Here is a 20,406-nt window from a genome sequence, read left to right as displayed (position 1 = left end):
CGGGGGAGGGGGGGGGGGGGGCTGGATGCGTCCATCGAAGGCGCGACCGCTGGCGATCGGCTGTGCGCCCGCACCGGCGCCGGGGCGCGGCGCGGGTCTGGCCGGCTGGCGCACCGGCTGACGACCGGGTTGCGCGACGGGGGTATGACCGGGGGCGAGCGGCACGACCCGGCCGCCGCAGGCACTGAGGGCAAGGGCCAGCGCGATGCTGGCGATTACGCGGTTACCGGTCATGCACATCCCCGTATGTCCGCATCGTGATTGCGGAAAGATGCGGCTGTGCCGAACCGCGGAGGAGACGACAAGGGCTATGCGGCTGATCGCAACGGGCGCCGGTTTTGCGGAGCGCAGGCGGAGTCAGATACGAGCCGTACATCCGCCCCGGACACCCGTCAGTCCCGGCAGAGCCGGCTTGAAGATCGGGTGTCGCGGTCAAGCGACACTGATCACGTGAGTCGGCTCCCGCGAAGCTGGTTCCGACACACGAACGCCCAAGCAGGCGGGAGGGAGCTTTAACAGTCTGCCATGCTGCGGCCCGGATCGATCAAGGGCCGATCGGACCGATCAGGCCTCGTCGGTATCCGCCAGCTTCCAGTTCGGGTCGCGGCTCTTCAACGTACGGGCGAAGGTCCAGACGTCATGCGTCTCGACCGCATCGGTCAGCGATCCGGCGATGACATGCCCCTCGGCATCGCGCGTCACCGCAGCGATGTCGGCATCGAAGCGGACGGTGATCCGCGCCTCGCGCCCGTCGAGCGACGCATCGGCAATCGCCGCGCGCTCGATCGAGACGAGCCGGTTCTCCAGCGTCTCGCCGGCAGCGCGCCGCGCCGCGATCGCCTCGCCAAAGGCATGCGCCACGTCCGGCTCGGTAAGTTCGGCGAGCGTCGCTTCGTCGCCCGCCCAATAGGCTTCCAGCGTCATGCGATAGGCGCTCTGCGCCCCGGCAAGGAACTGATTGACGTCGAAGCCCTGTTCGCCGGCGATGATCGCCCGCAGCCCCGCCTCGGCGCGCGGATCGATGTTCCGGTTGACCGGCTCGCGCTGCTCGACCGTCGTATCGAGCGGACGCGGGGCCGCGGCGATCGCCGCGGGGCGATCCTCGGCGGCCCGCGGCAACGGCTGCTGTTCTTGGCCGGTGCGCTTGCCGAGCACGCTGTACAGGCGCAGCGCCAGGAACGCCGCCACCATCGCGAGAAGAACTACGTAGAACACCGTGCCTCCGATCCAACCCGATACATAGGCGCAAAACCCCTTCGATTCAAACCTGCCCGCGCATCGGCCAGGTTTTGAGCCCAGCCCGTTGAAACCGCGTCGGCACGCTGCTAGCGCGGGCGCCATCGGCATCGAACGCCCGACCCCGGGCTTCGGTCCCCCTCTTTTCGTTTCATTCGAGGATCATCTCATGGCCGACCAGGACAACGGCACCACGATCGACACGCAGCCGCTCAGCAACGGCGCCGACGATGCGCCCGCTGCCGGCCTCATCTCGCAATATGTCAAGGATCTGTCGTTCGAGAACCCGAACGCCCCCGGCATTTTCCAGAACCCCAATCCGCCGGCGATCGACGTGCAGTTCAACATCGGCACCGCGCAGGTCGGCGAGGAAGTGCACGAAGTGCTGCTGAAGATCGACGTCAAGGCGGAGGCCGAGGGCCAGACCGCGTTCATCGTCGACCTGACCTATGCCGGCCTGTTCGGGCTGCGCAACGTTCCCGCCGATGCGATCCAGCCATTCCTGCTCGGCGAAGCGCCGCGGCTGCTCTTCCCCTTCGCGCGCCGCGTGCTCGCCGATTGCGTCCGCGACGGCGGCTTCCCGCCGCTGCTGCTCGAGCCGATCGACTTCGGCCAGCTCTACCTGCAGCAGGCCGAGCAGGGCGGCGCTTTCTCGGTCGGCGAGGTCGGCCACGCCTGATCACCGCGCGGGGGGCGTCGCGGCGTGAACCTGACCAAGGCCTTGGGCTCGGTCGGCGGGCTGACGCTCGCCAGCCGGGTGCTGGGACTGGTGCGCGACGCCTTGTTCGCGCGCTTCGTCGGCGCGGGCTTCGCCTCGGACGCCTTCCTGATCGCCTTCCGCCTGCCCAATATGTTCCGCGCTCTGTTCGCGGAGGGCGCCTTCTCGGCGGCGTTCATCCCGATGTTCAACCGCAAGGTCGCCGACGTCGAGGGTGACGGGCTGCCGAGCGGGGTGCGCTTCGCCGAGGATGCTCTGTCGGTCCTGCTGCCGATCCTGATCGGCATGACCGTGCTCATCGAGATCGCCGCCTCGCCGGTGACCTGGCTGCTCACCTGGGGGTTCAACGACGCCTCGCCGGAGCAATTCGCCTATGTCGTCGAACTCTGCCGGCTGACCTTCCCCTATCTGCTGCTGATCAGCCTCGTTTCGTTGCTCGGCGGCATCCTCAATTCCCTGCATCGCTTCTGGGTCGCGGCGGCGGCGCCGATCCTGCTCAATTTGACGCTGATCGTCGCGCTTCTCGTCTTCCACACCAATCTGCCGCTGCTCACCGCGCGCAATCAGGCGATCGCGGTAACGGTGTCGGGGCTGCTGCAGCTCGGCTGGCTGTATGTCGCCTGTCGACAGGCGGGCGTGCATCTGCGGATCAAGCGGCCGCGGCTCAACCCCGACGTCAAGCGGTTGCTGGCGCTGATCTGGCCCGCCGCCGCCGGCGCGGGCGCGGTGCAGATCAACCTCGTCGTCTCGACCGCGCTGGCCGCATCGCTGCTCAGTCACGGCTCGGTGACCTATATCTATATGGCCGACCGGCTCAACCAGCTGCCGCTCGGCCTTGTCGGGATCGGGCTCGGCACCGTGCTGTTGCCGACGATCTCGCGGCAGCTCGGCAAGGGCGACGAGGCGGCGGCGATGACGACGCAGAACCGCGGCATGGAGCTGGCCCTGTTCCTGACGCTGCCGGCGACGGTGGCGCTGATCGTCTGCGGCGTGCCGATCGTCGCGGCGCTGTTCCAGCATGGCCAGTTCACCGCCGCCGCGGCGCATGCCACCGCCCAGTCGCTCGCCGCCTTCTCGATCGGTCTACCGTCGTACATCCTCGTCAAGGTGCTGACGCCCGGCTATTATGCGCGCTCCGATACGCGCACGCCGGTGCGCTATGCGACCGTGTCGATGGCGGTCAATCTGATCCTCAATCTCATCCTGATCGTGCCGTTGCAGCATATGGGGCCGCCGCTCGCCACCGCGATCGCCAGCACGGTGAACGTCGCACTCCTCTATAATACCTTGCGCCGCCGCAGTCAGTTCGTGCCCGATGCGCAACTGACCCGGCGCGCGCCGCGGCTGCTCGTCGCGGCGCTGGTGATGGGTGGGGTGATGTTCTTTCTCAACGATCTGTTCGCGCCCTATGTCGCCGGCAGCAATCTTGCGCGCTGGGGAGCGATGGCGGTGCTGGTCGGCACCGGCACGCTCGTCTATGCGCTCGCCGTGTTCGCGACCGGCGCGCTGCGTCCCGCGGACATCCGTCAGCTCATCCGTTCCAGATAAGGCCCATCATGGCAAAGCGCGTCGTGTCCGGTATCAAGCCCACCGGCAACCTCCACCTCGGCAATTACCTCGGCGCGGTGAAGCAGTGGGTGGTGCAGCAGGACGATATTCAGGCGGAAGGGGGCGAGACGCTCTACTTCATCGCCGATCTGCACGGGCTGACCGAGTGGATCAGCCCCGCCGAGCTGCGCGCCAATACGATCGAGATGACCGCGACGCTGGTCGCCGCGGGGATCGATCCCGACCGGTCGATCCTGTTCAACCAGGCGCGGGTCACCGCGCATAGCGAGCTCGGCTGGCTGCTCAACAATGTCGCGCGGGTCGGCTGGCTCAACCGCATGACGCAATTCAAGGACAAGGCGGGGAAGAACCGCGAGGGCGCCAGCGTCGGCCTCTACGACTATCCCGTGCTGATGGCGGCGGACGTGCTGCTCTACAACACCACGCACGTCCCGGTCGGCGAGGATCAGAAGCAGCATCTCGAACTGGCGCGCGACATCGCGACCAAGTTCAATGCCGATTATGAGACCGAACTGTTCACGCTGCCCGAGCCGCTGGTCAGCGCCGACGCGCCGCGGATCATGTCGCTGCGCGATGCGTCGGCGAAGATGTCCAAGTCCAACCCGTCCGAGCAATCGGTGGTCAAGCTGATCGACAGCGACGAGGTGATCGCCGACAAGTTCCGCAAGGCAAAGACCGATCCCGACCTGCTCCCCGACACGATCGAGGCCTTGGCGGAGCGGCCCGAGGCGCGCAATCTGCTGACGATCTTCGCGGCGCTCGCCGATCGCAAGCCGGCGGACGTGCTGCGCGACTATGCCGGCAAGGGCTTCGGCGTGTTCAAGCCCGATCTCGCCGATCTGGCGGTGGCGACGCTCGCGCCGATCCGGGACGAGATGGTGCGGCTGCTCGACGATCGTGCCGCGATCGACGCGATCCTCGAACAGGGGGCGGAGAAGGCGCGGGCGCTCGCCGCGCCGATGCTGCGCCGGACGCAGGAGACGATGGGGCTGATGCTCTAGGCGGCGAGGCGGGCGATCACCTCGGCATAGATGGCGGTGAGCGTGGCGAGGTCCGCCACCGCCACCGCCTCGTCGACCTGATGCATCGTCGCGTTGACCAGCCCGAACTCGACCGTCGGGCAGAGTCGCGACAGGAAGCGCGCGTCGGAGGTGCCGCCCGAGGTCGACAGTTCGGCGATGAGCCCGGTCCTGGCCTCGACCGCGCCGCTGACCACGGCGGTCCACGGCCCCGGCGGGGTGAGGAAGGCCTCGCCCGATACCTTGCCGGTCACGCTTGCCGCGGGCGCATGCTCGCGGACCACCGCGGCGACGCGTTCGATCAGCGCCTCGCCGCGTTGCAGATCGTTGAAGCGGATGTTGATCCGCGCCTCGGCGCGCGCCGGGATGACGTTATGCGCCGGATTGCCGACGTGGATGTCGGTGATCTCGAGGTTCGACGGCTGGAACCAGTCATTGCCGTGATCGAGGCCCAAGGTCTGGAGCGCTGCGAGTGCACGCGCGAGCTTGCCCGCCGGATTGTCGGCGAGATGCGGATAGGCGACATGGCCCTGCCGCCCCGGCACGCTGATCCAGATGTTGACCGATCCGCGCCGGCCGATCTTGATCATGTCGCCGAGCTGGCGGACCGAGGTCGGTTCGCCGACGAGGCAGACGTCGGGGGCGATGCCGCGCGCCGCCATCCGGTCGATCAGCGCCGGCGTGCCATAGGTCGCCGGTCCTTCCTCGTCGCCGGTGATCAGCAGGCTGAGCGTCGGTCCCTGCGCCTGCGCCGCCGCCGCGACGAAGGCGGCGACCGCGCCCTTCATATCGACCGCGCCGCGCCCGTAGAGCAGGTCGCCGCGAATCTCGCCGGACCAGGGCGAGCCGGTCCAGCCGTCACCCGGCGGCACGACGTCGACATGACCGGCGAAGGCGAGATGCGGGCCCGCGCCGGGGCGCAGCGCGATCATATTCTCGACCGGCCCGTCGGGGGCGCTGCCGCTGACGAAGCGATCGACGGCAAAGCCGATCGGGCGCAGCGCGGCTTCGAGCAGGTCGAAGACGGTTCCGCGCGCCGGCGTGACGCTGTCCGCCCGCAACAAGGCCTGTGCGAGCGCGACGACGTCGGTCACGCGGGCTGCTCGAACTGCTCGATCACCCAATCCTCTTCCTGCGCGCCGGCGATCCAGTCCTGCATGAACGGATGGCGGATCATCGCGTCGAGATAGCCGGCGGCGAAGCGCGCGATCGGCAGTTGATAGGTGAGGATGCGCGTCACCACCGGCGCGTACATGATGTCCGCCGCGCCGAAGTCGCCGAACAGGAAGGCGCCGCCACCGCCCCAGCGCGCGCGCGCCTGCGCCCACAGCTCCATGATCCGTGCGAGGTCGGCGACCACGTCATCGTCGGGGCGGCGCGCGTCGAAGACCTGGCGGATGTTCATCGGATGCTTGCGACGCAGGGCGGTGAAGCTCGAATGCATCTCCGCCGCCATCGAGCGGGCCATCGCCCGCGCCGCCTCGTCGGTTGGCCAGAACCGCTCGCGCGCGGTCTTGTCGGCAAGATAGTCGACGATGGCGAGGCTGTCCCATACCACCGCCTCGCCATCCCACAGGATCGGCACCTTGCCCGAGGAGGGGGCGAACTCAGCGCCTTCGCGGCGGCGGTCCCATGCCGCATCGTAGAGCGGCACGACCACCTCTTCGAAGGCGAGGCCGGATTGCTTGCACGCCAGCCAGCCGCGCAGCGACCAGCTCGAATAGGCCTTGTTGCCGATGATGAGCTTCATGACCAAGGGCCTAGCCGGGGGCGGGCCACGGGTCCAGCCGTCCACGCACCGGCGAACATGGACAAGTTGGACACCTTAACGGAAACGATCCGCATCGATCGTTTCCGTTTGCGACCGGTGGCGGCGCGGCGGCAGGGCAGGCGGATCATGCCGTACCCTATGCGCGGCGCGGGGGAGATAGGACAGGAGGCGTCATTCGGCGGCCGATCCCAACGGCTTGCGGCCGCGGGCAACCAATGGCGCCGATCAGCCGATCGCTTCGAGCACCGCGGCGCGCAATTCGGCGATGCCCATGCCGCCCTCGCTCGACGTCGCGAGGATATCGGGATGCGCGGCCGGGCGCTTGCGCGCTTCCGCCGCGACGCTGTCGGTCACCGCGGCGAGTTCGGTCGCCTTGACCTTGTCGGCCTTGGTAAGGACGAGGCGGTAGCTGACCGCGGCCTTGTCGAGCATTTCGAGGATCTCGCGATCGACGTCCTTGATGCCGTGGCGCGAGTCGATCAGCACCAGCGCGCGCTTGAGCGTATCGCGCCCGCGCAGGAAGTCGTTGACCAGGAACCGCCACTTTTTGACGACATCCTTGGGGGCCTTGGCGAAGCCATAGCCCGGCATGTCGACCAGCCGGAACGCAAGCGGTGCGCCGACGTCGAAGAAGTTGAGCTCCTGCGTCCGCCCCGGCGTGTTCGAGGTGCGCGCCAGCCCGTTGCGCCCGGTCAGCGCGTTGAGCAGTGACGACTTGCCGACGTTGGACCGGCCGGCGAAGGCCACTTCCGGCACCACCGGCGCCGGCAGATGCTCCAGCGCCGGCGCCGATTTGAGGAAGCTCACCGGCCCGGCGAAGGTCTTGCGCGCACGTTCGAGCAGCTCGGGCGAGAAGCCCTCGTCCTCGGGGATGATGACGTCCTCGCTCACTTGGCGGCCGCGATCTTGAGATCGGGGTGGCGCGCATAGAGCACCCGCTGCTGCAGGATCGCGAGGAAGTTGGAGGCGATCCAATAGACCTGCAGGCCGACCGGATAGCTCGCCATCACGAACATCAGCACCCAGGGGATGACCGCGAACACCTGCTTCTGCGTGTCGTCCATCGGCGCCGGGTTGAGCTTGAACTGGAAGTACATCGAGATGCCGAGGATGATCGGCACCACGCCGATCGCGATCATGTGCGGCGGGGTGAAGTGCAGATAGCCGAACAGGTTGAGCGGGGTCAGCGGATCGGGCGCGCTGAGATCCTTGATCCAGGCGACGAACGGCTGGTGCCGCATCTCGATCGTCAGCATCAGCACCTTGTATAGCGCGTAGAAGATCGGGATCTGGATCAGCGTCGGCAGGCAGCCGGCGACGGGATTGACCTTCTCCGTCTTGTAGAGCGCCATCACCTCCTGCTGCATGCGCGGCTTGTCGTCCTTATACCGCTCCTGGATCGCCTTCATCTTGGGCTGGAGCGCGCGCGTCTTCGCCATGCTGGCGAACTGGCGCTGCGCGATCGGGAACATCAGGCCGCGGATGGTGAGCGTCAGCAGGATGATCGCGACGCCGAAATTGCCGACCATGCGGAACAGCCAGTCGAGATAGGTGAAGATCGGCTTTTCGAGGATCTCGAACCAGCCCCAGTCGATCGCCTTGTCGAGCTTGGCGACGCCCGCATCATTCTCGTAATGCTGAAGCGCCTTGACCTCCTTGGCGCCGGCGAAGAAGCGGCTGGTCTGGGTCAGCGCGCGGCCGGCGGGGAGCAGCTTGGGCGCGAAGGCGTAATCCGCCTGATAGGCGGTGTTGGCGCCGGCGCGGAACTGGCCGTCGAACTGCGCCGCCTGATCGGGGACGAGCGCGGTCAGCCAATATTTGTCGGTGAAGCCGAGCCAGCCGCCGGTCGTCGTGAACTTCTCGGGTGCCTTGTCGAGGTCCTTGAACTTGGTGCTATAATCCGCACCGCCGCCATGGACCGACATCGGGCCGGTGTGGATCTGCCAGGTGCCGGGGTCCTTCGACACGCCGACGCGGTTGACATAGCCATAGGGGGCGACCGGCACCGGGGCGTTGCCGCCATTCTGCACCGTCTGCTTGACGGTGAACATATATTGATCGTCGACCGACAGCTCGATCGCGAAGCGCTGGCCGGTCGCATTGGCGGCGGTCAGCGTCACCGGACGGCCGGGGGCGAGCAAGGGCGACGAGGCGGTCCACACCGCATCCGCGGCGGGCGGCTTCAGCCCGTCGTCGCGCCAGCCGAAGCCGGCGAAATAGGCCTCCGGCGCGCCGGCGGGGGACAGCAGCCGGATCGGCGGCGAATCCTTGGTGATCGTTTCCTTGTATTTGACCAGCACGAGATCATCGATCCGCGCGCCCTTGAGGTTGATCGAGCCCTGCAAGGTCGGCGTCTGGATGCGCACGCGCGGCGATTCGGCGAGCACCGCCTGGCGGCTGCGCGTCGCGGCGGGGGCGTCGGCGGTCGGGTCGGCGGTCTTGGTGGTGACCGGCACCGACTTGCCGTTGACGATCTTCGTCACCGGCGGATTGGCGACGGGGAAGAATTTGCCCTGGATCAGCGGCCAGCCGAACAGGATCACCGCCGCGATGACCGCGAACAGGACGAAATTCTGACGTTCTTTGTTCAAAGTACAGCCCCGTAGCTCAAGGGACGGGATCGGGTCCACACCCGCCCCAGGGATGGCAGCGCGCTATCCGCTTCGCCGCCAGCCAGCCGCCCTTTGCCGCGCCATAGCGGCGAAGCGCAGTGATTGCATAGGCAGAACAAGACGGTTGATACCGGCAGGAGGGCGGCAGGATCAGCGACGGCCCCAATTGCCAGCCGCGCGCCACCCAGATCAGCAGCCGCGCGATCACCGGCGCGGCTTTCGCGGCCCGCGCGGCCGCGCCGGCGCATCCTCGCCGCGGGCGATCTTGCCGAGCGCCTTGCCGAATTCCGCCTTCAGAAGATGGTGATCGCGCTCGATGCCGCCATCGCGGCCGATCAGCACATGGTCGGCGCCGCGAATGCCGCCGACGGGCAACAGCTCACGCGCCAAGGCACGCAGCCGCCGTTTCATGCGGTTGCGGACGACGGCGTTGCCGATCTTCTTGGTCACGGTAAAGCCGACGCGCATCGTCGGATCGCCGTCTTTGCGGTCATGCACGAGCAGGACGAAGCCCGGCATCGGTGCGCGCCGCCCGGCATTGGCCGCGAGGAAGTCGCGGCGCAACGTCAACGTCCGGATCGTGGCATCGGCGTGTGCCGCCGCGCCCGCGGACGTCTGGACGTCGGCAGCGCCGACGTCCGTCACGCAGATTACGCCGACAGCTTCTTGCGGCCACGCGCGCGGCGCGCGTGAATCACCGCACGGCCGCCGACCGTCGCCATGCGGGCGCGGAAGCCGTGACGGCGGGCACGCACCAGATTGCTCGGCTGAAAGGTCCGCTTCATGATTCATTCCCTGATCGTCTGAATAGAAAAGGGCCGCCACGCGGACGGCCTTGATGGGGCGCGCTTACCCAGACGGGCCGACGAAGTCAACGCGAGCGGGCTTTGTTCGGCCATGATCCGCCAGATAGGGCGCGTGTGTTACCGGAACAAGACGGTGCGGCGATCCTTGCGCGCCGCATCGTCGCGCCCCGCGACGCCGCTATGGTGGAAGGGCAGGGGGTAAGCGGATGGCGGCGATCGTGCAGACGGTGGCATATCTCGGGCTGGAGGCGCGCGGGGTCGAGGTGCAGGTGCAGCTCGTCCCCGGCGTGCCCGGCTTCTACGTCGTCGGGCTCGGCGACAAGGCGGTGACCGAAAGCCGCGAGCGGGTGCGCGCGGCGATCTCCGCGCTCGGGCTGGCGCTGCCGCCGAAGCGGATCGTCGTCAATCTGTCGCCGGCCGACCTGCCCAAGGAGGGATCGCATTTCGACCTGCCGATCGCCCTCGCGTTGCTCGCCGCGATGGCGGTGATCGACGTCACGCTGCTCGCCGACTACGTGGTGGTCGGCGAACTGGCGCTCGACGGGCGGATCGCGCCGTCGCCGGGTGTGCTGCTCGCCGCGATCCACGCCCATGGCGAGGGCAAGGGGTTGATCTGCCCCGCGGCGCAGGGGTCGGAGGCGGCGTGGGCGGGATCGCTCGACCTGCTTGCCGCGCCGGCGCTCCTGCCGCTGATCAACCATCTCAAGGGGCATGGCCGGCTCGCCCCGCCGACGCCGGGGGAGGTCGACGCCGCCGCCGCCGGTCCCGACCTGCGCCAGGTGCGCGGGCAGGAGACGGCACGCCGCGCGCTGGAGATCGCCGCGGCGGGCGGGCATAATCTGCTGATGATCGGGCCGCCCGGCGCGGGCAAGTCGCTGATGGCGTCGTGCCTGCCCGGCATCCTGCCACCACTCGACGCCGCCGAGGCGCTCGAAGTGTCGATGGTCCAGTCGGTGGCGGGGACGCTCGGCCAGGGGCGGCTGACGCGGGCGCGGCCGTTCCGTGCGCCGCATCACAGCGCGTCGATGGCGGCGCTGACCGGCGGCGGGCTGCGCGTCAGGCCGGGCGAGGTCAGTCTCGCGCATCTCGGCGTGCTGTTCCTCGACGAACTGCCCGAATTCCAGCGCGCGGTGCTCGATTCGCTGCGCCAGCCGCTCGAGGCCGGCGTGGTCAGCGTCGCGCGGGCGAATGCGCATGTCACCTTCCCGGCGCGCGTCCAGCTCGTCGCGGCGATGAACCCGTGCCGCTGCGGGCATCTCGGCGATGCCAGCCTGGCCTGCGCACGCGCGCCGCGCTGCGCCGCGGACTATCAGGCGAAGGTGTCGGGGCCGCTGCTCGACCGGATCGATCTGCATGTCGAGGTGGCGGCGGTCAGCGCGGCGGACCTTGCCCTGCCACCCGCGGCGGAAGGGTCGGCCGAGGTCGCCGCGCGCGTCGCCGCGGCACGCGTGGTCCAGCGCTGCCGTTATGACGCGGATGCGATCCGCACCAATGCGGAGGCGGACGGGCTGGTGCTCGACCGCGTCGCGACGCCCGATGCGGCCGGGCGCGCCCTGCTCACCGAGGCGGCGGAGGCGATGCGGCTGTCGGCGCGCGGCCATGGCCGGGTGCTGCGCGTCGCGCGCACGATCGCCGACCTCGCCGGATCGGCGACGGTGACACGGGCGCATGTCGCCGAGGCGCTGAGCTACAGGCGGCGCGCGCCGAGCGGCTGATCGCTGGCTGCGGCGTGGCGCCGCTGGCGGATCAGCGCGAGGCATTGGCTGAGCAGTGCCGCGATCAGGCCATCGTGATCCGCATCCGCCCGCTGCAACGCGGCGACGACGCGCGCCTCGAGCGTGTCCTGTTGGTCCGACATTCCGGTCACCCCACCGGCCAGAGAGGCGGCGAGGAAACCACGGACCCTGATCGATCACAACGACATGGATCAGTCCGCGTCAAGCAGCTTGCGAACCGCCCGTCATGCCGCTACCGCCGCGACCTTGCCACCGACGCGTCGCGTCGGCGCGCGGCCGGTGTGCGGGCGTGGCGAAATGGTAGACGCAGCAGACTCAAAATCTGCCGTAGCAATACATGTCGGTTCGAGTCCGACCGCCCGCACCATCCCCCGACCGTTGCATTCGGCCCCGCCGCGACAAAATGATGCGATCCGGAGGTTATCGTCTACCTGCCGGAAGTTGTTGGTGAAGTTGGCGCAGCTTGCGCCAGCGATCGGCCGCGATGCGGCAAGTCCCGTCCCACCCGTCATCATCGTGTCACCGTCCGCTGCTCTGGGCGGCACCATCGGCCGGGGGGTCGAGGTCGGATGAGCATTGCGACGCGCCCGCGGGGCGGCGTCGGATGACGCGCGCCGACGGGCAATGCTTGTGGAGGACGATGATGACGACGTGGCGTGGCGCATCGCGCGCGGTGATCGCTTTGGCTCTGGTGCTGAGCTCCTGCTCGTCCGATACGCCCGGCGGGTCGGGCGGCGCCACGCCCGCGCCGACCGCCGCGGCCTCGCCCGCGGTCTCCGAACAGAATGCGCTCGCCACCGCGACGCCGATCAAGCACCTCGTCGTCATCTTCCAGGAGAACGTCTCGTTCGATCATTATTTCGGCACCTATCCGCAGGCGGCCAATCCGGCCGGCCAGCCGGTGTTCACCGCCGCCGCGGAGACGCCGTGGGTCAACGGCTATCTCGCGAACACCACCCTGCTGACCAACAATCCCAACACGACCAGCGCCGCGAACCTCAAGACGTCCGTCGCGCCGGAGCTGATGAACCCGTTCCGCATCGATCGCGCGCAGGCCGATACGACCAGCCAGAACCACAATTATCTCGCCGAACAGCTGGCCAGCAACAATGGCCGGATGGACTCGTTCGTCGCCTATACCGGGCGCAGCAACCAGAATAAGCCGGGGTCGGGGGCGTTCGGCACCGCCGCACAGGTGATGGCCTATTTCGACGGCAACACCGTCACCGCCCTGTGGAATTACGCCCAGAATTTCGCGATGAGCGACAATGCCTATACCGACACCTTCGGCCCGTCGACGCCGGGGGCGCTGCACGTCGTCGCGGGTACCAATGCCGGCGCGACGCAAGGCACCGGCACGGTCGCCGACGGTCAGGGCGGCTGGACGGTGATCGGCGATCCCGAGCCGGCGGGGGACGTCTGCACCAAGGACAGGACGCCGGTGTCGCTTGCCGGCAAGAATATCGGCGACCTGCTCAACGCCGCGGGGATCACCTGGGGCGGCTTCATGGGCGGATTCGACCTGACCGCCCATAATCCGGACATGACCACCGGCTGCCGGCGTTCGATGACCTCGCCGATCACCAGCCGCAGCGTCGTCGACTACAAGCCGCACCACGCCTGGTTCCAGTATTTCGCCTCGACCGCCAACCTCAAACATACGCGGCCGAGTTCGGTGGCGATGATCGGCCATACCGAACCGACGCTCGATGCCGCCGGGTCGGCCACCCCGGTCCACCACCAATATGACTTGAACGACTTCATCGCCGCGGTGAAGGCCGGCAACTTCCCCTCGGTCAGCTACCTCAAGGCGCAGGCGATCGGCGACGGCCATCCCGGCAATTCCAATCCGCTCGACGAGCAGACCTTCCTCGTCAACACGCTCAACTTCCTCCAGCAGCAGCCCGACTGGAAGAGCACCGCGGTGCTGATCCTCTATGACGATTCGGACGGCTGGTACGATCACCGCTCGCCCAACATCCTCACCTCCTCCTTCGACGCGACGGTCGATCAGATGACCGCCCCCGGCAAGTGCGACGGGCTCGGCGCGGTGCAGGGCGTCGGTCTGACCGGCAAGCCGATCAACGGCCGCTGCGGGCCGGGATCGCGCATTCCCTTCCTCGTCATCTCGCCCTGGTCGCGGGTCAATTATGTCGACTCGACGCCCATCACCCAGTCATCGGTGCTGCGCTTCATCGAATATAATTGGCTCAAGGACGCGCGGATCGGTGGCGGGTCGAACGATGCCAATGCGGGCAAGATTCTCAACATGTTCGACTTCACCAATGCGCCGCATCTGACGCCGCTGTTCCTCGATCCGACCACCGGCACCAAGGTCGCCGCCGCGCCGGCGATGTGACCATCATGACGCGCGACGCCGCGTCGCTGCGCCGGACCGGCCGCGTCGCCCTCATGCTCGCCGCAACGGTGTTGCTGGCATCGCTGGTCGGCGCGGGCGGTATCTTCGTGCCGCACCCCGAGCGGGCGCCGGCGCTGTTCGGCGGCGTGCTGCAGGACGTCACCGGGTTCAATCCGCACCCGGTGACGCTGCTGCGTCCGCCGGCGCAGCCGCTCAGCGCACTCGCGCAGATCGGTCGGCGCATCTTCTACGACCGCAGCCTGTCGGCGTCGGGCCGCCAGTCCTGTGCCTCGTGCCACAGCCCGGCGCGCAGCTTCGGCCCGCCCGACGGCCAGCTGCTGCAGCCGGGCGGCATGACGATGGTGGCGCAGGGCCTGCGACCGCCGCCGTCGCTCGCCTATCTGTACCGGCAGGAGCCGTTCGGCATCGGCCCGGCAGTCGACGACGATGCGCCGCCGCCCGATCCAGCGGCGCAGCCTTCGGCGCCGGCCGGACCGCGCGCCGCCAAACAGGCGAGCGTGGCGGCCGGGCCCGCGATGGTGCCGCATGGCGGGCTGTTCTGGGACGGGCGTGCCGATACGCTGATGGATCAGGCCGCCGGACCGCTGCTCAATCCCAACGAGATGGCCAATCCCGATACCGCGACGGTGGTCAGCAAGCTGCTGCGCGCCGGCTATGGCGAGGCGCTGCGGCCGCTGTTCGGCGCTGCGATCGTCCGCAATCCGCCGCTGCTCTTCGCCGAGGCGATGTCGGCGGTGTCGCGCTATCAGATCGAGGACCCCGCCTTCCACCGGTTCGACAGCCGCTACGACCGTTGGCTGGAGGGCAAGACGCGGCTCAGCCGCCAGGAGATGCGCGGGCTGCGGCTGTTCAACGATCCCGCCAAGGGCAATTGCGCGGCCTGCCATATCAGCCGGCCGACGGCGGACGGCCTGCCGCCGCTGTTCACCGACAGCGAATATGAAGCGCTCGCGGTGCCGCGCAATCCGGCGGTGCCCGCCAATCGCGATCCGCATTTCGTCGACCTGGGGCTGTGCGGGCCGCTCCGTACCGATCTCGCCAGGCAGACGGATTATTGCGGCATGTTCCTGACGCCGACGCTGCGCAACAGTGCGCGGCGCGGCGTCTATTTCCACAACGGCCGCTATCGCAGCCTGCGGCAGGTGCTCGACTTCTACAATTGGCGCGACGTCGCGCCGCAGCGCGTCTACCCGCATGGCGTCGCTGACGATCTGCCGCGGCGCTACTGGGCGAATATCGATCGTGGCGACGCGCCGTTCGGCCGCCGTCGCGGTGACACGCCGCCGCTGACCGACGTGGAGATCGCGGCGATCATCGCCTTTCTCGGCACGCTCGACGATGGTGCATCCCCGCCGCCCTGAGGGGGTGTTCGCCTCTATAGTAGATTAAGATCGGGCGCGGCTGCGCGGGTGGACCGGTCGGGATGATGTTTTCGGCAGAGGCCGCGAACGCGGCGGGGGCAAGGCATGGATATTCAACGCAGATGCCAGATCGCCGGCACGATCGCGATCGTCTCGGTGATCGTGTGCGGCATCATCGCCGGGGTGGAGATCAACACGATCCGCGTCGGCGGTCCGATCCAGGCGCGCAATCACGAGATCAGCGAGCTGGATGCGGATGTATTGCCGCCGCCCGCCTATATCGTCGAAGCCTTTCTGGAGACGACGTTGCTGGCACGCAACCCGGCCGCGCTCGCCCGCCACGAAGCCGTGTTGGCGCGCAAGGAGCGCGACTTCCGAGTGAGCGTCGCGCGGTGGAAGGCATCGCAGCTCAGCACGACCGCGATCGGCGCCCCGTTCCAACAGGCAACGGCCGCCGCCGACCAATTCTGGACCGAGCTCGATCAGGTCATGCTGCCGGCCCTGCACCGCGGCGATCGGCAGGCCGCGTCGCAGAGCTATATCCGGCTGACGGCCCTGTACGACAGGCATCGCCATGCCATCGATCGGGTGGTGACGGCGGCGAACCAGGTCAGAAGCGACCTGATGGCGCATAATGCCTATACGCTCGGCCGGGCGATCGCGCTGCTGACGCTGATCGGGCTGTTGCTGATCGCCGCGACGATCGCCGGCATCCTGTATCTGTTGCGGGCGGTGTTGCGCCCGATCGGCGAAACCGCTCTGGCGATGCAGCGGATGGCCGGCGGTGACCTCCAGCTGACCCTCGCCGGCGGCGATCGCCGCGACGAGATCGGCACGATGGTGCAGGCGGTCGAGGTGTTCCGCGCCGCGGCGCAGGCGGAGCGCGCCAATGCGCGCAAGCAGGAGATCGTCGTACGCGAGCTGGCGACCGCGCTCGGCCAGCTCGGCGACGGGAATCTCAGCTATCGGATCGGCGACGGGCTGCCCGAGGAATATCGGGAGCTGGCGCGATCCTTCGATCGATCCACCGAACGGCTGACGCAGGCGCTGACCCGCGTCGCCGATGCGGCGATGCGCGTGAAGGTGTCGACCACCGAATTGCGCTCCTCCTCCGACGATCTGTCGATCCGCACCGAACAGCAGGCGGCGGCGCTCGAACAGACGGCGGCGGCGATTCACCAGATCACCGCCTCGGTCGGCGAGGCGGCGCAGGGCGCGACGCGCACCGACACGATCGTGCGGACGGTGCGCAAGCAGACCGAACATTCCAGCGACGTCGTCCGTCGCGCGATCGAGGCGATGGCGAAGATCGAACGCTCGTCCAACGAGATATCCGAGATCATCTCGGTGATCGACGGTATCGCCTTCCAGACCAACCTGCTCGCGCTTAATGCCGGGGTCGAGGCGGCGCGCGCCGGCGATGCGGGGCGTGGCTTTGCGGTGGTGGCGCAGGAGGTCCGCGCGCTGGCGCAACGTTCGGCGGAGGCGGCCAAGGACGTCAAGAGCCGGGTTACTGCGTCCGGAGCGCTGGTCCACGACGGCGTCGATCTCGTCACCGAGACCGGCGAGGCGCTGGAGACGATTTTCGCGCGCATCGGCGAGGTCAGCGGCCTCGTGTCGGGGATCGCCCAATCGGCGGACGAACAGGCGCGCGGCCTCAACCAGGTCAATGTCGCGGTCGGCGAGATGGATGGCGTCACCCAGCAGAATGCCGCGATGGTCGAGCAGGCGACCGCCGCTGCCCGTGCGCTCGCTGCGGAGGCGGACGCGCTGGCGCGCGACGCGGGCAGCTTCCGGCTGAGCCAGGCGGGCGCGTCCGCGATGCCGCCGCCGGTCCGCGAGCTGCGTCCGACGATGCCGCCCGCCGCGGTGGTGGCTGCGCTGGCGCGTCCCGGCAACGATAATCCGGCGCTGGCGGCGCGCTGATTCCTATGCGCGGCGCGGCACCGGCGTCGCATGCGCCTGGCCGTGTCGGGCCGGCATGGCCATGTCGGGTGCCGTAGCGACGGCTGGCGATCGGTTGGTGCGGATAGCCCGAAAACGGTCTCGCGAAATGCCGTCTGTCTTATGGTAAAGGGCGCGCGCGGCGGTCTCGACGTCGCGCAGGAAATCGGCCTTGGCGCGGACATGTGATATTGTAACCTGCCTGCGATCGGCCTAGATAGGCGCCGCAATGGTCGCTTCGACTCCTGTACGCCGCCTCGGCTGGGCCTGGCTCGATCGCGCCGCGATCGCCTTGTCGGGACTGTGCGTCGTCCATTGCATCGCCAGTGCGGTGCTGCTCGCGATGCTGTCGGCGGCGGGCGGACTGTTGCTCAATCCGATCTTCCACGAGATCGGGTTGAGCATCGCGATCGTGCTGGGCGCGATCGCGCTCGGTCGCGGTATCCTCGATCACGGCTATGTCATGCCCGCGTCGATGGGCGCGTTCGGGCTCGGCATCATGGCCGGCGCGATGACCTTGCCGCACGACGGCGGCGGCGCCGAGACGCTGTGGACGGTGATCGGCGTCGGCCTGCTCGCCTTCGGTCACGATCTGAACCGACGGGCGGCACATTGACCCGGCTTGTGATCGCCCCTGACGGCTCCTAAATCGCGGGGATGGCAGCTTCCGCGCATCACGATCATCACGAGCCGCAAGGCGCCGACCTCACCGCCGCGGCGCGGGCGACGCTCGAGAAATCCGGCGAACAATGGACGCAGATGCGCGCCAACGTCTTCGCCGCGCTCACCGGCTTCACCAAGCCCGCCAGCGCCTATGACATCGCCGAGGCGATGTCGAAGAGCGAGGGGCGCCGCGTCGCCGCCAACAGCATCTACCGTATCCTCGACGTCTTCGTCGCCACCAATCTGGCAAGAAAGGTCGAGAGTTCGAATGCTTACGTCGCCAACGCGCATCCCGATTGCCTGCACGACTGTATCTTTTTGGTGTGCGATTCCTGTGGGCAAACCGTGCACCTCGACGACGATTCGGTCACGCGCGGCGTCCGTAACGCGGCGCAAGCCGTTGGTTTTGCACCGATTCGTCCCGTGATCGAGGTGCGCGGCCGCTGCGCCGACTGCGCATGATCGTTACACCGGTCACCAATCGACACCTCTGATGCAAGCGCGTAGACGAAGGTGATGGCCGAACTTCCCGAAACGCCGCTGCTCGACACCGTCAACACCCCGGAAGAGCTACGAAAACTCGCACCAGAGCAATTGCGGCAGCTCGCCGACGAGCTGCGGCAGGAGACGATATCGGCGGTCGGCACCACCGGCGGCCATCTCGGCTCGGGGCTCGGCGTCGTCGAGCTGACGACGGCGATCCATTATGTCTTCGACACGCCGCGCGACCGGCTGGTGTGGGACGTCGGCCACCAATGCTATCCGCACAAGATCCTCACCGGGCGGCGGGATCGCATCCGCACCCTGCGCCAGGGCGGCGGGCTCAGCGGCTTCACCAAGCGCAGCGAGAGCGAATATGATCCGTTCGGCGCGGCGCACAGCTCGACCTCGATCTCGGCGGCGCTGGGCTTTGCCGTCGCCAACAAGCTGGCCGACACGCCGGGCCGCGGCATCGCGGTGATCGGCGACGGATCGATGTCGGCGGGCATGGCCTATGAGGCGATGAACAACGCCGAACAGGCCGGCAACCGGCTCGTCGTCATCCTCAACGACAATGACATGTCGATCGCGCCGCCGGTCGGTGGGTTGTCCGCCTATCTGTCGCGCATCGTGTCGAGCCGCGAGTTCCTCGGCATCCGCGACATCTTCAAGAAGTTCGCGCGCCGCCTGCCGCGGCCGATCCACGCCGCCGCGCGCAAGACCGACGAATTCGCCCGCGGCATGACGATGGGCGGCACCTTGTTCGAGGAGCTGGGCTTCTATTACGTCGGCCCGATCGACGGCCATAATCTCGACCATCTCATCCCGGTGCTGGAGAATGTCCGCGACGCCGAGGAGGGGCCGATCCTCGTCCATGTCGTCACCAAGAAGGGCAAGGGCTATGCCCCGGCCGAGGCGGCGGCGGACAAATATCACGGCGTGCAGAAGTTCGACGTGATCACCGGCGCGCAGGCCAAGGCGCCGCCGGGTCCGCCGCAATATCAGAACGTCTTCGGCGACGCCCTGGTCAGGGAAGGCGAGCGCGATCCGACGATCGTCGCGATCACCGCGGCGATGCCGTCGGGTACCGGCGTCGACCGTTTCGCCAAGGCCTTCCCGGACCGCGCCTTCGACGTCGGCATCGCTGAACAGCATGCGGTCACCTTTGCGGCGGGACTCGCCGCACAGGGGATGCGGCCGTTCTGCGCGATCTACTCGACCTTTCTGCAACGCGCCTATGACCAGGTCGTCCATGACGTGGCGATCCAGAACCTGCCGGTGCGTTTCGCGATCGACCGCGCCGGGTTGGTCGGCGCAGACGGCGCGACGCATGCCGGCAGCTTCGACGTCACCTATCTGGCGACGCTGCCCAATTTCGTCGTGATGGCGGCGGCGGACGAGGCCGAGCTCGTCCATATGACGCATACCGCGGCGCTGCACGACAGCGGTCCGATCGCCTTGCGCTATCCGCGGGGCAATGGCGTCGGCATCGACCTGCCCGCCGTCCCCGAACGGCTCGAGATCGGCAAGGGCCGCGTCGTCCGCGAGGGCAAGACTGTCGCGATCCTGTCGCTCGGCACGCGGCTGGAGGAGGCGCTCAAGGCGGCCGAGGTGCTCGAGGCCAAGGGCCTGTCGACCACCGTCGCCGATCTGCGCTTCGCCAAGCCGCTCGACGAGGCGCTGATCCGTCGCCTGCTCACCACGCATGAGGTCGCGGTGACGATCGAGGAGAATGCGGTCGGCGGTTTCGGCGCGCATGTGCTGACGCTGGCGAGCGACGAAGGGCTGATCGACGGCGGGCTCAAGCTGCGCACGATGCGGCTGCCCGACGTCTTCCAGGATCAGGACAAGCCCGAGAAGCAATATGCCGAGGCGGGCCTCGACGCCGATCATATCGTCCAGACGGTCCTCAAGACGCTCCGCCACAACAGCGCCGAGGTGCCGGCGGGCGCGCGCGCGTGAAGGGCTGGACCGCGGTCGTCGTCATCACCGGCCTCGCGCTGGTGATGCTGATCGGGCTCAACGTCCGGTTGTGGCGGATGATGAAGGCGGCGACCGCGAAGGGGCGTGAGCAGCAGGCGCGCGGTGAGTCGCCGCCGCCGGTCTGAGCT

At 68.3% G+C, this 20,406-nt stretch carries 20 protein-coding genes and 1 tRNA gene; 12 read left to right on the top strand and 9 right to left on the bottom strand.

From position 1 onward, the window contains the following. Positions 1 to 564: 564 nt before the first annotated feature. Positions 565 to 1,215: a Tim44/TimA family putative adaptor protein gene (locus tag BW41_RS10865; protein WP_152542264.1), complete on the bottom strand. Its 651-nt coding sequence runs from the start codon at positions 1,213 to 1,215 to the stop codon at positions 565 to 567. 190 nt (positions 1,216 to 1,405) lie between these two features. On the opposite strand from BW41_RS10865, the gene secB reads away from it, so the two are divergent. Genes secB through trpS form a run of 3 tightly spaced genes read left to right on the top strand, consistent with a single transcriptional unit; the run spans position 1,406 to position 4,524 of the window. Continuing rightward, complete coding sequence (gene secB, locus BW41_RS10860; protein ID WP_037534356.1) at positions 1,406 to 1,915, top strand: protein-export chaperone SecB; 510 nt, start codon at positions 1,406 to 1,408, stop codon at positions 1,913 to 1,915. A 24-nt stretch (positions 1,916 to 1,939) separates the two neighbouring features. After that, positions 1,940 to 3,502 carry a murein biosynthesis integral membrane protein MurJ gene (gene murJ / locus BW41_RS10855; RefSeq protein WP_037534355.1) on the top strand — a complete coding sequence of 521 codons (1,563 nt, stop codon included), beginning with the start codon at positions 1,940 to 1,942 and terminating at the stop codon, positions 3,500 to 3,502. A gap of 8 nt (positions 3,503 to 3,510) precedes the next feature. Further along, on the top strand, positions 3,511 to 4,524 hold the full coding sequence (gene trpS / locus BW41_RS10850) for a tryptophan--tRNA ligase (RefSeq protein ID WP_037534353.1): 1,014 nt from the start codon (positions 3,511 to 3,513) through the stop codon (positions 4,522 to 4,524). On the opposite strand, the gene dapE is transcribed toward trpS, so the two are convergent. The 7 genes from dapE to rpmH all read right to left on the bottom strand — a co-directional run bounded on the left by dapE (position 4,521) and on the right by rpmH (position 9,710). Continuing rightward, entirely contained in the window at positions 4,521 to 5,636 is a 1,116-nt protein-coding gene (dapE, locus tag BW41_RS10845; protein ID WP_037534352.1) for a succinyl-diaminopimelate desuccinylase, read from the bottom strand. The genes trpS and dapE overlap by 4 nt on opposite strands. Then, the gene (locus BW41_RS10840; protein ID WP_037534350.1) at positions 5,633 to 6,292 is read right to left on the bottom strand and encodes a glutathione S-transferase family protein; all 660 of its coding nucleotides are present in this window, start codon (positions 6,290 to 6,292) and stop codon (positions 5,633 to 5,635) included. The genes dapE and BW41_RS10840 overlap by 4 nt, the downstream gene beginning before the upstream one ends. Before the next feature lie 246 nt (positions 6,293 to 6,538). After that, on the bottom strand, positions 6,539 to 7,204 hold the full coding sequence (yihA, locus tag BW41_RS10835; protein WP_051583435.1) for a ribosome biogenesis GTP-binding protein YihA/YsxC: 666 nt from the start codon (positions 7,202 to 7,204) through the stop codon (positions 6,539 to 6,541). Next, the gene (yidC, locus tag BW41_RS10830; RefSeq protein WP_037534349.1) at positions 7,201 to 8,904 is read right to left on the bottom strand and encodes a membrane protein insertase YidC; all 1,704 of its coding nucleotides are present in this window, start codon (positions 8,902 to 8,904) and stop codon (positions 7,201 to 7,203) included. The genes yihA and yidC overlap by 4 nt, the downstream gene beginning before the upstream one ends. A 16-nt stretch (positions 8,905 to 8,920) precedes the next feature. After that, positions 8,921 to 9,133 (bottom strand): membrane protein insertion efficiency factor YidD, encoded by a 213-nt coding sequence (yidD, locus tag BW41_RS20545; protein ID WP_081793046.1) that lies wholly within the window; start codon positions 9,131 to 9,133, stop codon positions 8,921 to 8,923. Then, on the bottom strand, positions 9,130 to 9,444 hold the full coding sequence (gene rnpA, locus BW41_RS10825; RefSeq protein ID WP_051583438.1) for a ribonuclease P protein component: 315 nt from the start codon (positions 9,442 to 9,444) through the stop codon (positions 9,130 to 9,132). Before rnpA ends, yidD begins: the two co-directional genes overlap by 4 nt. A gap of 131 nt (positions 9,445 to 9,575) precedes the next feature. Further along, the gene (rpmH, locus tag BW41_RS10820) at positions 9,576 to 9,710 is read right to left on the bottom strand and encodes a 50S ribosomal protein L34 (RefSeq protein ID WP_031393806.1); all 135 of its coding nucleotides are present in this window, start codon (positions 9,708 to 9,710) and stop codon (positions 9,576 to 9,578) included. Between the two features lie 227 nt (positions 9,711 to 9,937). Here rpmH and BW41_RS10815 point away from each other — a divergent pair, with 227 nt between their 5' ends. Beyond that, positions 9,938 to 11,446, top strand: a complete 1,509-nt coding sequence (locus tag BW41_RS10815) for a YifB family Mg chelatase-like AAA ATPase (RefSeq protein ID WP_037534347.1) — start codon at positions 9,938 to 9,940, stop codon at positions 11,444 to 11,446. Here the strand turns inward: BW41_RS10815 and BW41_RS21250 are convergent. After that, positions 11,419 to 11,589, bottom strand: coding sequence for a hypothetical protein (locus BW41_RS21250; protein WP_153810802.1), 171 nt, complete (start codon positions 11,587 to 11,589; stop codon positions 11,419 to 11,421). The genes BW41_RS10815 and BW41_RS21250 overlap by 28 nt on opposite strands. A 161-nt stretch (positions 11,590 to 11,750) precedes the next feature. Between BW41_RS21250 and BW41_RS10810 the strand changes: the two genes are divergently transcribed. From BW41_RS10810 to BW41_RS21565, 8 genes are all read left to right on the top strand, one after another. Beyond that, positions 11,751 to 11,834 (top strand) — tRNA-Leu (locus BW41_RS10810). A gap of 276 nt (positions 11,835 to 12,110) precedes the next feature. Further along, positions 12,111 to 13,826 (top strand): phospholipase C, encoded by a 1,716-nt coding sequence (locus BW41_RS10805; protein WP_051583437.1) that lies wholly within the window; start codon positions 12,111 to 12,113, stop codon positions 13,824 to 13,826. 5 nt (positions 13,827 to 13,831) lie between these two features. Further along, the gene (locus BW41_RS10800) at positions 13,832 to 15,208 is read left to right on the top strand and encodes a cytochrome-c peroxidase (protein ID WP_037534346.1); all 1,377 of its coding nucleotides are present in this window, start codon (positions 13,832 to 13,834) and stop codon (positions 15,206 to 15,208) included. A gap of 105 nt (positions 15,209 to 15,313) precedes the next feature. Then, positions 15,314 to 17,134, top strand: coding sequence for a methyl-accepting chemotaxis protein (locus BW41_RS10795; RefSeq protein WP_051583434.1), 1,821 nt, complete (start codon positions 15,314 to 15,316; stop codon positions 17,132 to 17,134). A 247-nt stretch (positions 17,135 to 17,381) separates the two neighbouring features. Then, positions 17,382 to 17,768 carry a MerC domain-containing protein gene (locus BW41_RS10790; protein WP_037534345.1) on the top strand — a complete coding sequence of 129 codons (387 nt, stop codon included), beginning with the start codon at positions 17,382 to 17,384 and terminating at the stop codon, positions 17,766 to 17,768. Positions 17,769 to 17,809: 41 nt separating this feature from the next. Beyond that, entirely contained in the window at positions 17,810 to 18,277 is a 468-nt protein-coding gene (locus BW41_RS10785; protein WP_037534344.1) for a Fur family transcriptional regulator, read from the top strand. Positions 18,278 to 18,331: 54 nt separating this feature from the next. Beyond that, positions 18,332 to 20,257: a 1-deoxy-D-xylulose-5-phosphate synthase gene (gene dxs / locus BW41_RS10780; RefSeq protein ID WP_037534342.1), complete on the top strand. Its 1,926-nt coding sequence runs from the start codon at positions 18,332 to 18,334 to the stop codon at positions 20,255 to 20,257. After that, entirely contained in the window at positions 20,254 to 20,403 is a 150-nt protein-coding gene (locus BW41_RS21565; protein ID WP_153810801.1) for a hypothetical protein, read from the top strand. Before dxs ends, BW41_RS21565 begins: the two co-directional genes overlap by 4 nt. The last annotated feature ends 3 nt before the right edge of the window (positions 20,404 to 20,406 follow it).

It is taken from the genome of Sphingomonas sp. RIT328, assembly GCF_000632225.1.
Lineage (GTDB): Bacteria > Pseudomonadota > Alphaproteobacteria > Sphingomonadales > Sphingomonadaceae > Sphingomonas > Sphingomonas kyungheensis.
The sequence above is the reverse complement of the archived record's forward strand: the minus strand, read 5'-3'. Positions and strand labels throughout refer to the sequence as shown.

Coding starts and splice junctions, on each gene's coding strand:
- secB (WP_037534356.1), top strand. CDS start 1,406: ATGGCCGACCAGGACAACGGCACCACGATCGACACGCAGCCGCTCAGC.
- trpS (WP_037534353.1), top strand. CDS start 3,511: ATGGCAAAGCGCGTCGTGTCCGGTATCAAGCCCACCGGCAACCTCCAC.
- BW41_RS10840 (WP_037534350.1), bottom strand. CDS start 6,292: ATGAAGCTCATCATCGGCAACAAGGCCTATTCGAGCTGGTCGCTGCGC.
- rnpA (WP_051583438.1), bottom strand. CDS start 9,444: ATGCCGGGCTTCGTCCTGCTCGTGCATGACCGCAAAGACGGCGATCCG.
- rpmH (WP_031393806.1), bottom strand. CDS start 9,710: ATGAAGCGGACCTTTCAGCCGAGCAATCTGGTGCGTGCCCGCCGTCAC.
- BW41_RS10815 (WP_037534347.1), top strand. CDS start 9,938: ATGGCGGCGATCGTGCAGACGGTGGCATATCTCGGGCTGGAGGCGCGC.
- BW41_RS21250 (WP_153810802.1), bottom strand. CDS start 11,589: ATGTCGGACCAACAGGACACGCTCGAGGCGCGCGTCGTCGCCGCGTTG.
- BW41_RS10805 (WP_051583437.1), top strand. CDS start 12,111: ATGACGACGTGGCGTGGCGCATCGCGCGCGGTGATCGCTTTGGCTCTG.
- BW41_RS10800 (WP_037534346.1), top strand. CDS start 13,832: ATGACGCGCGACGCCGCGTCGCTGCGCCGGACCGGCCGCGTCGCCCTC.
- BW41_RS10795 (WP_051583434.1), top strand. CDS start 15,314: ATGGATATTCAACGCAGATGCCAGATCGCCGGCACGATCGCGATCGTC.
- BW41_RS10790 (WP_037534345.1), top strand. CDS start 17,382: ATGGTCGCTTCGACTCCTGTACGCCGCCTCGGCTGGGCCTGGCTCGAT.
- BW41_RS10785 (WP_037534344.1), top strand. CDS start 17,810: ATGGCAGCTTCCGCGCATCACGATCATCACGAGCCGCAAGGCGCCGAC.
- dxs (WP_037534342.1), top strand. CDS start 18,332: ATGGCCGAACTTCCCGAAACGCCGCTGCTCGACACCGTCAACACCCCG.